Origin of the sequence: Mesorhizobium sp. B2-5-7 (assembly GCF_006440875.1) — a bacterium.
Classification (GTDB): domain Bacteria; phylum Pseudomonadota; class Alphaproteobacteria; order Rhizobiales; family Rhizobiaceae; genus Mesorhizobium; species Mesorhizobium australicum.
In genome coordinates this window covers 362,580-377,070 of sequence record NZ_VFUO01000004.1, presented here as the reverse complement: position 1 = coordinate 377,070, position 14,491 = coordinate 362,580, and the positions used below count along the sequence as shown (strand labels likewise).

The 14,491-nt window shown below is 58.7% G+C and carries 9 protein-coding genes; all 9 read left to right on the top strand.

Going from position 1 to position 14,491, the window contains the following annotated elements; translation table 11 throughout:
* The first annotated feature begins 1 nt into the window (after position 1).
* A complete protein-coding gene (locus FJ543_RS19800; protein WP_140876613.1) occupies positions 2–346 on the top strand; it encodes a hypothetical protein in 345 nt (114 codons plus the stop codon).
* Between the two features lie 62 nt (positions 347–408).
* On the top strand, positions 409–930 hold the full coding sequence (locus FJ543_RS19795; RefSeq protein WP_140876611.1) for a hypothetical protein: 522 nt from the start codon (positions 409–411) through the stop codon (positions 928–930).
* 307 nt (positions 931–1,237) lie between these two features.
* The gene (gene drmD / locus FJ543_RS19790; RefSeq protein WP_140876609.1) at positions 1,238–4,450 is read left to right on the top strand and encodes a DISARM system SNF2-like helicase DrmD; all 3,213 of its coding nucleotides are present in this window, start codon (positions 1,238–1,240) and stop codon (positions 4,448–4,450) included.
* Entirely contained in the window at positions 4,447–7,224 is a 2,778-nt protein-coding gene (locus FJ543_RS19785) for a DNA methyltransferase (protein ID WP_210243704.1), read from the top strand. Before drmD ends, FJ543_RS19785 begins: the two co-directional genes overlap by 4 nt.
* Positions 7,197–8,462 carry a type IIL restriction-modification enzyme MmeI gene (locus tag FJ543_RS31725; protein ID WP_210243703.1) on the top strand — a complete coding sequence of 422 codons (1,266 nt, stop codon included), beginning with the start codon at positions 7,197–7,199 and terminating at the stop codon, positions 8,460–8,462. Before FJ543_RS19785 ends, FJ543_RS31725 begins: the two co-directional genes overlap by 28 nt.
* 10 nt (positions 8,463–8,472) lie before the next feature.
* Positions 8,473–9,126 carry a hypothetical protein gene (locus FJ543_RS19780; RefSeq protein ID WP_140876607.1) on the top strand — a complete coding sequence of 218 codons (654 nt, stop codon included), beginning with the start codon at positions 8,473–8,475 and terminating at the stop codon, positions 9,124–9,126.
* 97 nt (positions 9,127–9,223) lie between these two features.
* Complete coding sequence (locus FJ543_RS19775; protein ID WP_140876605.1) at positions 9,224–10,726, top strand: hypothetical protein; 1,503 nt, start codon at positions 9,224–9,226, stop codon at positions 10,724–10,726.
* The gene (locus FJ543_RS19770; RefSeq protein ID WP_140876603.1) at positions 10,723–13,302 is read left to right on the top strand and encodes a hypothetical protein; all 2,580 of its coding nucleotides are present in this window, start codon (positions 10,723–10,725) and stop codon (positions 13,300–13,302) included. The genes FJ543_RS19775 and FJ543_RS19770 overlap by 4 nt, the downstream gene beginning before the upstream one ends.
* A 91-nt stretch (positions 13,303–13,393) precedes the next feature.
* A complete protein-coding gene (locus FJ543_RS19765; RefSeq protein ID WP_181174017.1) occupies positions 13,394–14,491 on the top strand; it encodes an XRE family transcriptional regulator in 1,098 nt (365 codons plus the stop codon).

Sequence of the window (14,491 nt, the reverse complement as noted above, 5' to 3'; positions counted from 1 at the left end):
CATGTCGAAGATAATTAATATTTCATTTTTGAGCAGAGCGTCCTTCTTCGTGGCAGCATGCGTCTTGGTCGGACTTGGCATTTCGGTCTCACCAGCCCAAGCAGCAAATACATGCGTTGGGGGGCAATCCAAAATAACCAACAAAACTTGCGACGCGATTCTCTATGTTTTTGCATGTTACGGTGATGGCGGTGCTTCGGGGCATGGGGCGCAGAGTTTGCAAAAAGGCCAAAGCGCAGACTTCAATTTTGCACCCAATTCCACATTCGCGGCAGTGTGTGGTACTCCTCCTGCAGAAAAGTGCGATGCGACTTGGTGCGCGGACGGAAAAGACCACGAATATTAGCCATGCTCGCTCCGCCCTTGAGCTGGCTCGTTGTAGAATGACGAGATCACTGGAGGTCATACATGCGTAGTTTTACTGTAAACCTTGTAGCGCTCCTGATAGCTGTTTCCACAGTACCATCCGTCGCTGCCGAAAAGAAATACATTGATAAGAAAGTCCGCTCGGAGAGCACCGAATACGCGGTCTCGCTTGCTGCGCAGGCCGGCGATCTCGGCCACGCCTTCGTGATCTGGAATAAGGGGGACAGCGCAGCGAACATGACCGCCCAGCAGGTCGTAGGTTTCTATCCGCAGGCCGATAAGTCCAAATACGAAGCAGTCTTCGGGTTGTCGCCGGGGCAGATATTGGACGACTCAAGGGAGAAGTCGGATTATGTGGTCATCGTCTCGGTGAACTCGGATGCTTACGAGAAGGCGAGGACGGTATTCGAAAGATGGAAGTCGTCCGGGAACTACATGCTAGGCTTCAGCGACTGCACCACCTTCGCAGCCGAAATAGGTGCGGCAATTGGCTTGAACATGCCAAGCCGCATTTTCGCACCTTATCCAATCGAGTACATCAAAGAGGTTGGGGAGAGCAACTAAGCTCGATTCTTTAAGTCTACCGAAATGGCCTAGTGAACTTTGGAGCCTGTGAACGATCGGCGCATGTACGGCGCCAGGATGAGGCACCAAACGTCACCCCGCATGGTGTCTATCAAATATTGCGATGGTTGCGGAGGCTGAGTTGGGTTGTGGATGATCGGCTGGCCTGGGCGCTTTCCAACAATCATCAGCGCATCTCGGCAAGATTTGTAAGCTGGCGCAGCTGAACGAGGACATCGTAACTGGAGAATGTACCGCCCATTCTGTTAGAACCCGATGGGGAATCGAAAAATGATCGGGGTTCACGATGGCGGGAGCAACCGCGGGGATATTTGAGAGCGGCGATCTTGTTCGTCTGAGAGGCCGGGAATGGGCGATCGAGGCCGTCCCGGACGGTTCCTCACCACTGCAAGCGTTCGATCTCGCCTGCATTGACGACGATGCTCAGGGCGAGCGCCTGCGCGCAATCCTTGAAACCGAGCTCGACCTCAGTCGCGTCGAGGATGACGTCTGGCAACGGATCGGTGAAAACGGAACCAACGATCCCGAAGTATTCGCCGCCCACCTCCGCGCCGTGACGTGGCGGTCGGCAACCGCCGCCGACCGAGATCTGTTCCAAGCGCCGTTCAGGGCTGGAATCCGGCTCGATCCGTACCAACTGTTGCCGCTTGCCAAGGCGCTCCGCCTGCCGCGCGTAAACCTACTCATTGCAGACGACGTAGGCCTCGGCAAAACCGTGGAAGCAGGACTCGTTCTGAGAGAGATGCTGCTGCGCCGTCGGGTCGACTATGTCGTCGTATCGAGTCCCGCAGCCATGACCGCGCAATGGCAGGACGAGTTGGCCCAGAAATTCGGCCTCGGCTTCACCATCATTGATCGTGACTATCTGGCGGCCGTGCGCCGGAACTATGGCTTCTCCGCCAATCCTTGGTCGGTCGGATCGCGCTTCATCATCTCGCACAGCCTGCTGGCGGACGAGTCCTATTCCGACGGTTTAATCCAGCTGTTCGGCAACTTCCGGCCGCGCGCCATGCTGATTCTCGACGAAGCACATCACGCTGCCCCGTCGAGTGGCATGGCATACGCCACGGACAGTCAGTTCACCCGCGCCGTGCGCAACCTGGCGGAACGGTTCGAGCATCGGCTGTTCCTTTCAGCCACCCCGCATAATGGCCATTCCAACAGCTTCTCCTCGCTCCTTGAGATCCTTGACCCGCAGCGCTTCACGCGTGGCGTGCCGGTCGAGCCGGATCATCTCGAACCAATCATGGTCCGCCGCCTGAAGAGCGATCTTCTCGAGCTGAACGTCTCCAGATTTCCCAGACGCAAGGTCGAACCGGTCATCCTCTCAAATCTGCCGCCAGACACGCCGGAACTGGTTCTCTCGAACCTGTTTGAGGATTATCGTGCATGGTGCGAGTCCGGGCTGCAGGGCACATCTCTGGCAAAGGCCAGGTTGGTGATGTCCGGCCTGCAGCAGCGGCTGCTATCATCGGTTCCTGCATTCACTCGCAGCCTACGCAAGCATCTCGAGACCCTGAAGCGGCATCGGGACAAGGCAGAGAAATCTCCTTCTGACAGGTCTGCGTCTCTGATGGCCGACATGCCGGACCTCGAATTCAACGAGGAGGCAAGCGAAGACAACTTGCTGAAGCTTGTCCAAGAGCAGGAGGAAGACGTCGCCGAGGCTGCTACCGATTCCATGGCGTCGATTGTCCGGAATTTCGACGAGGCGATCTCCCGGGTCGAAGCGATGCTGGAGATCGCGCGGCGCAACGAGCGCAAGCCGGATGCGCGGGTCGAATGGCTCGTCGACTGGATCGAGAAGAACATGATGTCCTCGGTGGGCAGGTGGAATGATCGCCGGCTCCTGATCTTCACCGAGTGGGAGGACACGCGGCTCTGGCTGGAGCGCCGTCTCAAGGAGGCCTTCGAGGATACGGATCGCAGCGACGAACGCATTGCCACCTTCACTGGCATTACGGGCCAGGACCGGCGCGAGCAGGTGAAGTTCGCGTTCAACGCCGACCCAGCGAAGGAGTCGCTGCGAATCCTTTTGTGTACCGACGCCGCCCGAGAAGGCATCAACCTGCAGACCCGTTGCCATGACCTCGTTCATTTCGACCTGCCGTGGAATCCTTCCCGCCTCGAACAGCGCAACGGCCGCATCGATCGCAAGCTGCAGCCCGCCGACACTGTGACCTGTCGCTATTTCGTCTATGCCCAGCGAGCCGAGGATCAGGTGCTGGCCGCTCTCGTCCGTAAGACCGAAACCATCCGCAGCCAGCTCGGCTCAGCCGGACAGGTCCTTGGAGAGCGCATCCACAAGAGACTCTCGAGCACCGGTATCACCCGGCAATCCGCGGCAGCGATGGCTCGCGAGATTGAGGCCGAGGATGGCGACGCTTTCGTCCGCCGCGCCCGCCGCGATATGGCCGACGAGAAGGACAAGCGCCTTGCCCGTCTGTCTCGCGAGCTTGGCGTGCTTGATCGCGATCTCACCGAGGCGCGCGAGCGCGTTGGCATCGAGCCGGACGAACTGCAATCGGTCATCCGGACGGCGCTCTCGCGTGACGGCGTGCCACTGACGCCTGCCGCAGACCTTGGCGTCGGTGGCGCGTTCCGACTAGACCCGACCCTGCCGGTATTCGCCAAGGACTCGTCCTGGAGCGATCTGTTCGACGAACTTCGCGAAGGTAGACCGCCGAAACGAAAGCAGCTGGCCGAATGGCGCGCGAAGAAGCCAGTGCGTGCAATCACGTTCGAGGCTCCGGTCCTTCCTGACGGCCGCGATGCCGACGGCGTAGTCCACGTGCATCTCGAACATCGGTTGGTGCGCCGTCTCCTGTCGCGGTTCATCTCCCACGGATTTCAGGCGAGCCTCAACCGTGCGAGCGTCATCTACGGACCCGGTACACAGGCGCGTGTCGTCCTCATCGGACGTCTTGCTCTGTTTGGTCCGGCCGCGGCTCGGTTACACGAAGAAATTCTGCCGGTGACGGCGTTCTGGAGTGAGGCTGCCCGCTCGGGTCAGCGCCTCAAGGCGTTCGGCGCAGTGGGTGAAGAAACAACGCTGGCTGAATTGCAAGAGGCGCTGAAGGCCGCGACCATGCCGCCGCAGGAGATCGTCGAAAAACTGCTCGCGGGCGTGCAGAAGGACCTCACGGACCTGCGCCCCTCGCTCGTGGAACGTTCGAAGGCAGCCGCCGCCGGGGCGAAGAAAGATCTGGCAGATATCGCCTTGAAGGAGTCCGCCGCGCTCGCCGGCCTGCTCGAGGCACAGCGTGACAGGATACGCAAGGCAGCGGATACGAAGGACTCTGATCAATTCGAGCTGGACCTTTCCGACCCCGTCGAACGTCGGCAGCGCGAGGCTGATCGCCGCCACTGGCAGCGGCGTCTTGACAGCCTGGAGCGGGAATTGATCGAGGAGCCCCGTCGGGTCGCGGAATCCTATGAAGTGCGGGCGGAGCGGCTGGAACCGATCGGCATCGTCTATCTCTGGCCGAGGCAGTCATGAGCGTCATGTTCGACAGCGCAATCGATCCGCAGCTCGAATGGCTCTACCATGTCGGGCCTGTCGGGCTGGTCATCGGCCCCAATGTTATTCGCGACGAAGACCTCAATTCGCCGCGCCAGACCGCTGTGGCCACCCTGGCGGTCGCCGAACTCCTGGACGCGGACGGCGATGGACCGGTCCTGCCAGATCCCTGGGCCTTCTTTGAACGAATTCTTGGTTGGGAAGCGCGCTATGTGGCCGGGGCGCCTGGCGGGCCGGCGCTGCCGACGAAACTCGCGGCCCGGGTCGACGAGCACGACGTGGTCCTGTCGCCCGACTGGGCGGTGCGTGATCTCGGCGGTGCCGGTCTGGAGTCTTTCCAAGTTCTCGTGAAGCTCCACACCGATCTGGAGGCCGACAAGCGCGGTGCGCTCGACGGCTGGGAGGCGACGCCGCATCAGCAGTTCGAGCGACTGCTCCGTGAGACCGGCGTGCCCATCGGCGTGCTGGTCGACCGCTCGCACCTCAGACTGATCTACGCGCCGCGCGGCGAGACATCGGGCTGGTTGTCCTTCCCACTTCGCAGCCTTGCCACCGTTGCGGGTCGCGCGATGCTCGGTGGCGTGAAGCTGATGCTCGGTCATGCGCGCCTGTTCACGGAGCCGGAACACCGCCGCCTGCCGAAACTGCTCGCGCGGTCGCGCGAGGCGCAGAACAAGGTTTCCGCCGAACTCGCCGAACAAGTGCTGGGCGCACTGCATGAGCTTCTGCGCGCCCTCCATGCCGCCGACCGGGAGCGCATCGAGCATCTGGCCGCGACGCAGCCGCACCATCTTTACGAGGGCCTGCTCACGACGCTGATGCGGCTTGTCTTCCTGCTCTATGCCGAGGATCGCGACCTGATCCCGACCATGCGCACCGGCGAGGCGGTGGAGATCTACGAGCAAGGGTATTCGGTCCGCAGTCTCTTCGCCCGGCTCATCGAGGATCGCGCGCTAAATCCCGACACGATGGACGAGCGTGTCGGCGGCTGGGGCCGGCTGCTGGCACTGTTCCGGCTGGTGCATGGCGGCCATCGTTCCGGCTGGATCACGGCTCGCGGCGGTAAACTGTTCGACCCGAAGGTGTTTTCCTTCTTGGAAGGCCGCGATGAGGGGGACCCGCTGACGGCAGCGAAGGTGCTGCCTGTCCGCGATGGCGCAATCTTGCGAATTCTCGAACTGCTGATGACAATCGAGGCGCGCGCGGTTACCGGCGAGCGGGTGCGCGAGCGGCTCTCCTACCGTTCTCTCGACGTCGAGCAGATCGGCTCGGTCTACGAGACTATCATGGGTTTTACTGTGCTTCGCGCGCCAAGCCGGATGATCGCGGTGAAGGGCGAGAAGAACCTGCCCGTTTTTGTCGAGATCGAATGCCTGGAGGCGAAAAGGAGCGCCGACCGCCAGAAGCTCCTGAAGGAATCCGGCGTTTCGCCGACGGCCAAGCGGCTGGAGGCGATCAAGAAGGCCGAGGGCGTCCAGGAACTCACCGAGGCTCTGGCGGCGATTGCCGACCCGCGCGGCTCGCCGGGCGGCCATGTGACAGCCGAGGGCAGCCCGATCCTGCAGCCGACCGACGAGCGCCGGCGCTCCGGCAGCCATTACACGCCGCGCTCACTCACCGAGCCGATCGTACGCCATGCGCTGGAGCCAGCCTTCGAGCGCATCGGAGCGGAGGCGACGCCGGATCAGGTGCTGGAGATCAAGGTCTGCGACCCGGCCTGTGGCTCGGGCGCCTTCCTGGTCGAATCCTGTCGCCAACTCGGCGAGCGGCTGGAGAAGGCCTGGGGCCATCACCCGGACCTGAAGCCGAGGATTCCGGCGGACGAGGATGAGGCGCTGCATGCCCGTCGGCTTGTCGCACAGCGCTCCCTCTACGGCGTCGACAAGAACCCGCTCGCCGTCGACCTTGCCCGCCTATCGCTGTGGCTGGCGACGCTGGCGCGCGAGCACGAATTCACCTTCCTGGATCACGCGATCAAGTCCGGCGACAGCCTTGTCGGACTAACGCGCGCGCAGATCGAGGCGGCGCATTGGGATCTGTCGAAAGATAGTGCTCCGCTTTTCCGTGGGCTCATTCGTGACCGCGTCAATGAGGTCGTTTCGGGCAGGCGCGACATCCAGTTCGCGCCGGACGACGTGGCGCGAGCGACACAGGAGGCAAGGCACCGTATTGTCGAGAAGAAGCTCGACCAGCCGCGCACCTATGGCGATGCCATCGTTGCCGCCTTCTTCTCCGCCGATAAGCCGCGGAAAAGAGAAGCCTTGAGGGTGGAAGTTGCAAAGTTGCTATCTGGTCTTGGCACAAGTGAGAAGGAGGACCGATTGGCGACCATCGCCAAAACGCTACGGCATGGCGAGCACCCGATCCGGCCGTTCCACTGGGAACTGGAGTTCCCCGAGGTGTTCTCTCGCGACAATCCAGGTTTCGATGGCATTGTCGGCAATCCTCCATTTCTCGGAGGCAGTCGAATCTCCAGTGAAATGGGAGACACGTATCGCGACTGGCTCAAAATCGTGCATGTGGGAGCACACGGGAATGCCGACTTAGTTGCTCATTTCTTCCGTCGGGTCTTTGCGCTGCTGCGTTCTGGTGGCTGTTCTGGATTGATTGCCACCAACACTATTCGGCAGGGGACACGCGCGCGACAGCGCTGGAAAATATTCTCTCTGCTGGCGGATCAATTGGCCGCGCTATCCGACGGCTTCAATGGCCAGGAGAAGCTGCAGTGGTGGTCTCAGTGGTACATATTGTGAAAGGAGCTTCACCAACTCCTGTATTGCAGCACAAGAGGGTGAGAAGAATATCGGCTTACCTTACGGTCGGAGATTTCGATGCGTCCCCTGAACGTCTGACGACCAACTCGCGTCAAGCGTTCGAAGGTTCCAAAGTGTATGGGGCTGGTTTCATTTTCGACGATTCAGCCGCAGAAAAAGGCGACTCTGAGCCACTTGATGTCATGAAAGCTCTTATCGCCAAGGATACCGCTAACTCTGAGCGCGTGAAGCGCTACATCGGCGGGGAGGAATTAAATAACAGCCCATCGCACGAAAATAGTCGGTTTGTTATCGACTTCGAAGACTTCCCACTTCTCCGTGACGCCTCATTAAAGTCCTGGAAGTCCATGATGGAGGTGGAGCGTCGAGCGGCTGTCTCTTCGGGAATAGTCCCAGCAGATTATCAACATCCTGTTGCTGCGGATTGGCCAGATCTGTTGTCAATTGCCGAAAGTCGAGTCAAACCGCAGCGCTCAAAGGATAAACGAAAAGCTCGGCGTGAGCGCTGGTGGCGATTTGGCGATCGGCAGCCAGGTCTATACCAAGCCATTGATGGCATGGGAAACGTACTTGGGCTGTCACGTGTTTCGCCCCAATTCGCAATCGCCCGTCTAGATAGCGGGATGGTTTACGCTGACAGCTGCGATATCATTGCTTTTTCAAATTTAGCTCCTTTCGCTGTCATTCATTCCCGGGCGCATGAACTATGGGCCCGACTGTTCTCTTCTTCGATGAAGGACGACCTCCGCTATGCGCCCTCCGACTGCTTCGAGACCTTCCCCTTCCCCAAAGCTTTTGACTCTGAGCCGGCGCTCGAATCAGCCGGACAGGCCTATCACGACTTCCGCGCCGAACTCATGGTCGCCCGCGACGAGGGCATGACCAAGACCTACAACCGCTTCCACGACGCCAACGAGACCTCAGCCGACATCGCGCGGCTGCGCGAACTCCATGGCGAAATGGACCGCGCGGTGCTGCGCGCTTATGGCTGGGACGATCTCGCCGACCGGGCGCAGCCGCAATTCCTGACCGAGGAGACCGAGGACGACTACACCTATCAAGATCGGCTGTTCTGGCCGTCCGAGTTCCGCGACGAGGTCCTTGCCCGCCTGCTGAAGCTCAATGCCGAACGTCACGAGGAGGAGGTGCAGCTGGGGCTGGTGAAGGCGGGGAAAGTGACGGCACGGGACGACGAGGACGAAGAACTCGATATCTGAGGGGGGGTCAATGGGAGGGATTTCAAATGCACAGGTTGAATGGGCGCTTATCAATCGCCTTAAGGCGATGTTGGACGATCCGCCGAAGACCAAGTTCAACATAACGCAGACATTCTCGCTCTTCAGCACGATTCTGCTTTGGAGCAAGAACCGCGCATGGGTTGGCGGATACAATCCGCCCCCGGCTTGGCCAGATCCGATCGATGCTCGCGCACATGCGGTCCGGCAACAGCTTCAGAATGAACGCATCGTCGATCCGCCTTGGTTGCTTTCTTTGCATGAGCCGGCGCTTGTTTCGGTGAAGAAGGATCAGGGAGCGGCGCTCGCCGCCGCCGAGGTCAACGCGGACTTCCAGAACATGTCCGCCGATCAATTCGTCAAATGGCTTCGCGATGCGTTCGGGCATGGTGATGGCCGGACCATCAGGCCGCTGCATCGGCACAAGGGCGACGCCGAGAAGACCTGGTTAATTGGCTTTGAAATCCGCTTCCAAGCATCAATCAACTCGCCGAACATACTGCATCTTCACCTCTATGAAGCAGATATGCGGAGGATTGGCTCTAGGCTTGCCGATCTCTTCTGTACGTCGCTAAGCGGCGGCAACAAGTATTTCGAGGAAGAGATCGGCACCAAAGAGCGGGTGACAGAAGCGAAGACCGCCTGAGGCAGAGGGGATCCGCTCAACTCGTGAGTGAGGATCGCCAAGGCGGAGATGCATCGACGTTGGTAGTGGACGTGACCATTGTCGAATTGGGGGGGCCATGATTTTCTGGAACGAGGACGTGCTCGACGATACGCAAGGCCTGGACATATTGGGTATCAGGGCTTTGGACCAAGGTTTGGAAGCCAACTTGGTCAACGGCATCACCACGATTTCGGCACGCGGCAGATATTTTTCGATTCTGCCTTGGGCAATCAAGCAATTTTATGTGGAGCATCTCAAAGCTGGAAAGCTGTTCGTCGCCGGCGAGCTCGGAGCGTATCTGCATCGCGTCGAGTTTCTCGTCATCGCAGCTTCCCTAAATGATCCTGGCGGTAAGCCTGGCGGTGCGATCCTGGGCAGCGACGTCTATTCGGACGACATGAAAAGGTTGAAATCGGGTCAGGTGATTTCGTTTCCCGATACGAAAGGCAGTAGGATGCTCAATACCTACTACAATCCTTGCAAAGCAATCGGTCTCCTCGATGATGGCCGGACGGGTAATCTCCCCTATAAACTCACACCGCGCGGCGATGAAATCTGGGCGGCCCGAAACAAAGTCTTGGAAGGATCAGAGATTCTGGCAGCACTTTATACCCAGAACTGCCTAGACGGCGAAATGGTCAAGAAGGCGGTCCCCCATTTCTCACTGGCCAGTCTCGATCCATCGAGCTCGGAGGCAATATCGCTGTGCGAGGCCTTTCATACGCCGTGGAAAGCGTCACCTGGCCACGAGCAGACCGTTCAAACAAGATACATGCGCTTCTCGGAAACGCGCGAATGGATCAATGCACGGCTTTCCGAGGGAGAAACCTCCGCCAACAAAATTCTCAGCGGGAACTTCAAATCCTGCAGTCAGGCGGATCAATCGGCCCACGCGTCGGTCGCGTGGGCCGAATTCGAATGGCGCCGCCGTCAGCACTACGGGTTGGAACTACTGCTTTCATCCGTCTGTGGAGTTTTGAAACTAGCCGGGGATTCGTCTATCGACGGGGTGTTGGCCGTGGTCAGGGAACAAACCGAAAAGGCCGATGACCTCTCCGAGTTGTGGCCCGAGGCGAGGCAGTCCTGGGGCGGATCGAGCCGGAATGCCGCCGATTCCGTTCCGGAAGATTTGATGCTCGGTAAGCCGCTGCCATTTTCGTCTTTCAACCAACTCAAATCTTCACAGCAAATGCTCGGCGCCTTCGCTCTGCTTTCTGCGCTCGAAAAACAGACCCAAAATTTCCGCACCGTCGATCTCACTAGGACTCAAACCTCGACAAGCGATCTGGCGTTGAAGCTGATCGTCGGCGCCGGCGCCGAGCCTTTCGAGACCCTGTTGCGGAAATTGGTCGAGACCTGCGCCGTGCTACCGCATCTCAAAGTGACTTTGAGAAAAATGTCGAACGGACAAAAATGCTCATTGAGATTTTTCCCTGACGGCAACCTGCTGAGACTTACCGCAAATCAAACGGGGGCCGGATTCAGCGGCAGCCGGCTCGACAACACGCTTGGAATTTTGGTCGATATTGGGGTGCTCACTCGCGAGTCCGATGGCTCTTTCGCAAAGAGGGCAGCGTGAAGCACGTCAACGTCATCGAGCAGATGTGCAAGGCGGTAGACAAAGCCACGACCGCGATCGTTCTCACCCACAATATCGACTTTCTTTTCGTGGAATCTCTTCTGCTTCCGCGGCTTCGCGGCATCGGACATCCCCAGTTGACCATATTCGCCGATGCCGCCTGCGCAGCGGGCTCGTATCGGGATCAATATGGACTGATCGAGCGATTGGGCATTCGTTACCGCGTCGTTCCAGTCGACCTGGGCGGCGCGCGGCGGTTTCACCCAAAGGCATTTTTCCTTTGTAGTGAGACCAAGGCCGCCCTTGCGGTCGGGAGTGGCAATACGACACATGGCGGATGGAGTGCGAACCAAGAAATCTGGTCCGACTTTTCACATCCAGGGAATGGTGGCGGCTCGGAAATCGCGGCGTTTCGCGAATACCTCGAAGCGATCTTAAGATATGTGCCCGATTCGGAAAACATCCGAAAAGATACGTTTGCGGCATTTACTTACGAGAAGAATTTATGGCTCGGCGATCTACCGGAACCAGGTGGATTGGCGTGGACCCCAAACTCAACCCCGATGCTGACGCAGATCACCAACTTCGCCGCCAGCGATGTTCGATCTGTCGACGTCTTGAGCCCTTATTTCGATCCGACGGGTGAGGCGCTCACAACGATAGCCGGTATCGCAACAGGTAATGTAAACGTCCTGCTTCAGCCTCGACGCGCAGGTCTTTCGAAAGACATCGCGGTCAAGCTACCCGGCACCGTCAAGCTTCGTGGCATCGACGACATGGCCGAGGACCGGCGATACAAGTTCATCCACGCCAAAGCATATGTCCTTCATACGGATGCGGACAACGTCATTGCGGCAGGGAGCGCGAATTGCTCAATGGCTGCGCTGTTAGCGGACAGCCACTGGGGAAACGCCGAATTGATGGCGCTCAGCCGCGCTCCTCGAGATGTTTCGGATGACTTGCTATCGAATTTCTCGATCTCGGATGTCGCGCCCGAACTGCCGGACACTCATCCCGCTGATGATTGGGGGATCGAAACACCTGATCTTCGGATACTGGCAGCGAGGAAAGATGGGCCGCATCTCGAAATTCATTACAAGTCGGTAGCCCCGCTGACTCGGTTGGTACTGTGTTCGTCCGACAAGGAATTCGGTGCCCGCGATTTCGACAGTGAAAAGGCCAGCTTCACTGTTGAAGGGGTCATAGGCACGATCTGGTTGAAGGGCGTGTCCACGGGAGGTGCAGAAATCCTTTCATCCCCCAGTTGGGTCGATGACGAAAGGTCGCTCCGAATGGCGGGACCAGAGCGGCAAATCCGGGAGAAGCTTGACGATGCCGCTGCACGGGGCAGTTTGACTGGCGTGGAGTTTCTTCAAATCCTTGAACTCTTCGATCAACATGTCCAAAGACCGGTAGCCACGGGTACAGCTACGAAAAGAAGCAGCACCGAAGAGTTGGCAGCCCCGATCCGCTTTACCGAGGACGACATTTATTCCGACGGGTTCGGCAAACCGCCTTCGCTCTTCAATGCGGCAGTGCCGGCCGGATTCAGCGAGACCGATACGCTAGCTTTGTTCCTTTCGTTCTTTCAAACAAAGCAGGAAGCGACGAGGCGTTATTCGTCTGCGCCGAGACATAGCGATGAAGAGAACGAAGACGAAAACAAAGAAGAGCAGGTCCAAGACATCCGCGTTAACGAGAGCGAAAAGGCCAAGCTTGGCGCCAAAATCTTACGCGTCTTGAAGAAAATCGAGTTGGCGTTGGCGCGTCCCGAATTTATCGCAGGACGGCCGGCTTCGCGCCTGTCCGCGGATATCGCCTTCATATCGCTTCTCATGACCAAATCCCGGTCGGACGGATATATCTCTCCAGAGGAGTTCCGCCTGCAGACACTTCAGATTTGGAAGGTACTGTTTTTTGGAAGCGACGGCTTCAGCGGAATCGTTCCACGTCAGCTCGAAAGTCTCACTGGTGCGGACAAAGACGCGTTCTTGGCAGAATTAAGCGGCCCTAAACTTAGTGCGGCCATGGCGCTTTGGTGCATGATGGAGTGGGATAGCACGGCGCTCGATGCGCGTAATTTCCGGTTCGCCTCGGCGTCGCTCGCCGCCCGCTATTTCTGGCTCGCACAGGGAGGAACAGTCGACGAGATCAATGCGGAACTCGATCGGATAGCAACCAAAATTCTGCCTTTGCGGGAGCGCGAACGTCTTTTCCGTGTCTGGGCAGATTGGGTCAAAGATGGCCAGGCATTGGAAACATTGACGAACGCTCTTGCTTCGAAGGACCAAAAGGAACTTGCCGACATTTGTCTGCGCACCACGTTCGAAGAAGACGAATTGGCTTGGCAAAACGGCAAGGGTTTTTGTTCCGTCGCTTCAACTGTCGATCGAAGGAGCCGCGACAGAGCAGAACTCATCCCAGTTAATCAATCAGTACGGCTCAAAGTGAAGACAACTTATATCGCGCCAGTTAGAGAAATTCTTGCAGCTGATATCGGCGTCTCGGAAAACGTGAAACGCCATGTGTTCGTCTTGATCCACGCCGCCGGCTTCGATTTAAGCGAAGCGGCTTGAAGTCTCAGTCGTACCCCCACATCAGCAGATTTCGCAATGAAATCTTGCATTCTCTAATTTGCAAGATTATATGGCGCGGGACGGAGCCGCCATGACCACTGCAACAATCAGTGCACGCCTTAAAGCCATTCGAGAGCAGCGCCGGCTCTCGCAGGAAGAGGTCTCGCGCCTATTCGGCTTCAAGGATCGCCAGACACTTTCCGCCATCGAAACAGGGGAGCGTCGCCTATCCGCTGAAGAATTGGTTCGCGCCGTCGAGATCTTCGGCGTGCCGCTGGATTTCTTTACCGATCCGTTCCTGCTTGTAGGTGAGGGCAAGTTCTCCTGGCGTCAGACGGGCATCATTGGCCGCGGGCTTGTCGAGTATGAGCGCGATGCCGGCCGCATGATCGCAGCGTTCCGAATGCTTGCCCCGCAAGTGGGAAAGGCGGCGCCGCTGCTCCGACGCGCACTCGGCCTTTCCAAGGATTCCAGTTTCGAGGATGCATCCGCAGCCGGCGAGCGTTTTGCCGCCGAATTCCGGCTGGGCGATGTGCCTGCCGCTCGGCTCGCCGAGATCATGGAGCAAGAGCTTGGTATGCTCGTGCTGATGGTCGATCCGATCGAGGGAGCGTCGGGAGCGGCGTGCCGTCTTCCAGAGCTCGATGTCGTGCTGATCAATCGGCGCGAGGTTCCAGGCCGCCGCCATTTCGACCTGGCCCATGAACTGTTCCACATTCTGACCTGGGATGCGATGCCGCCAGATCATGTCGAGGATGTCGTGCCGAAACGGCGCAACCGCGTTGAGCAACTCGCTGACAATTTTGCATCCGCAGTTCTGATGCCCTCGGATGTCCTCAGTAGGTATGGTGACTGGTCCAAGTTGGAGGGCGAGGAACTTGTCACTCGGCTCAACATGGCAGCCGACGAGTTACGGGTGACAGCATCCGCGTTGCGATGGCGTTTGGTTGGCCTCGGCTGGATCGGAAAAGGCCTCGCCGAGGACCGCTTGCGCAACAATGGCCGGGCCAAGCCTGCGGAAGAACGGCTTCCACATCTGTTTTCCAAGTCGTTCGTTGAAGTGATTGCGAAGGCCACCCAAGAAGGCCGAGTGGCGATACGGAGGGTTTCGTACCTGCTCGGCCTGTCTATCGACGATCTCGCGGAGCTCTTCATGGTTCATGGCGTGGAAGCGCCCTACGAGCTGTGA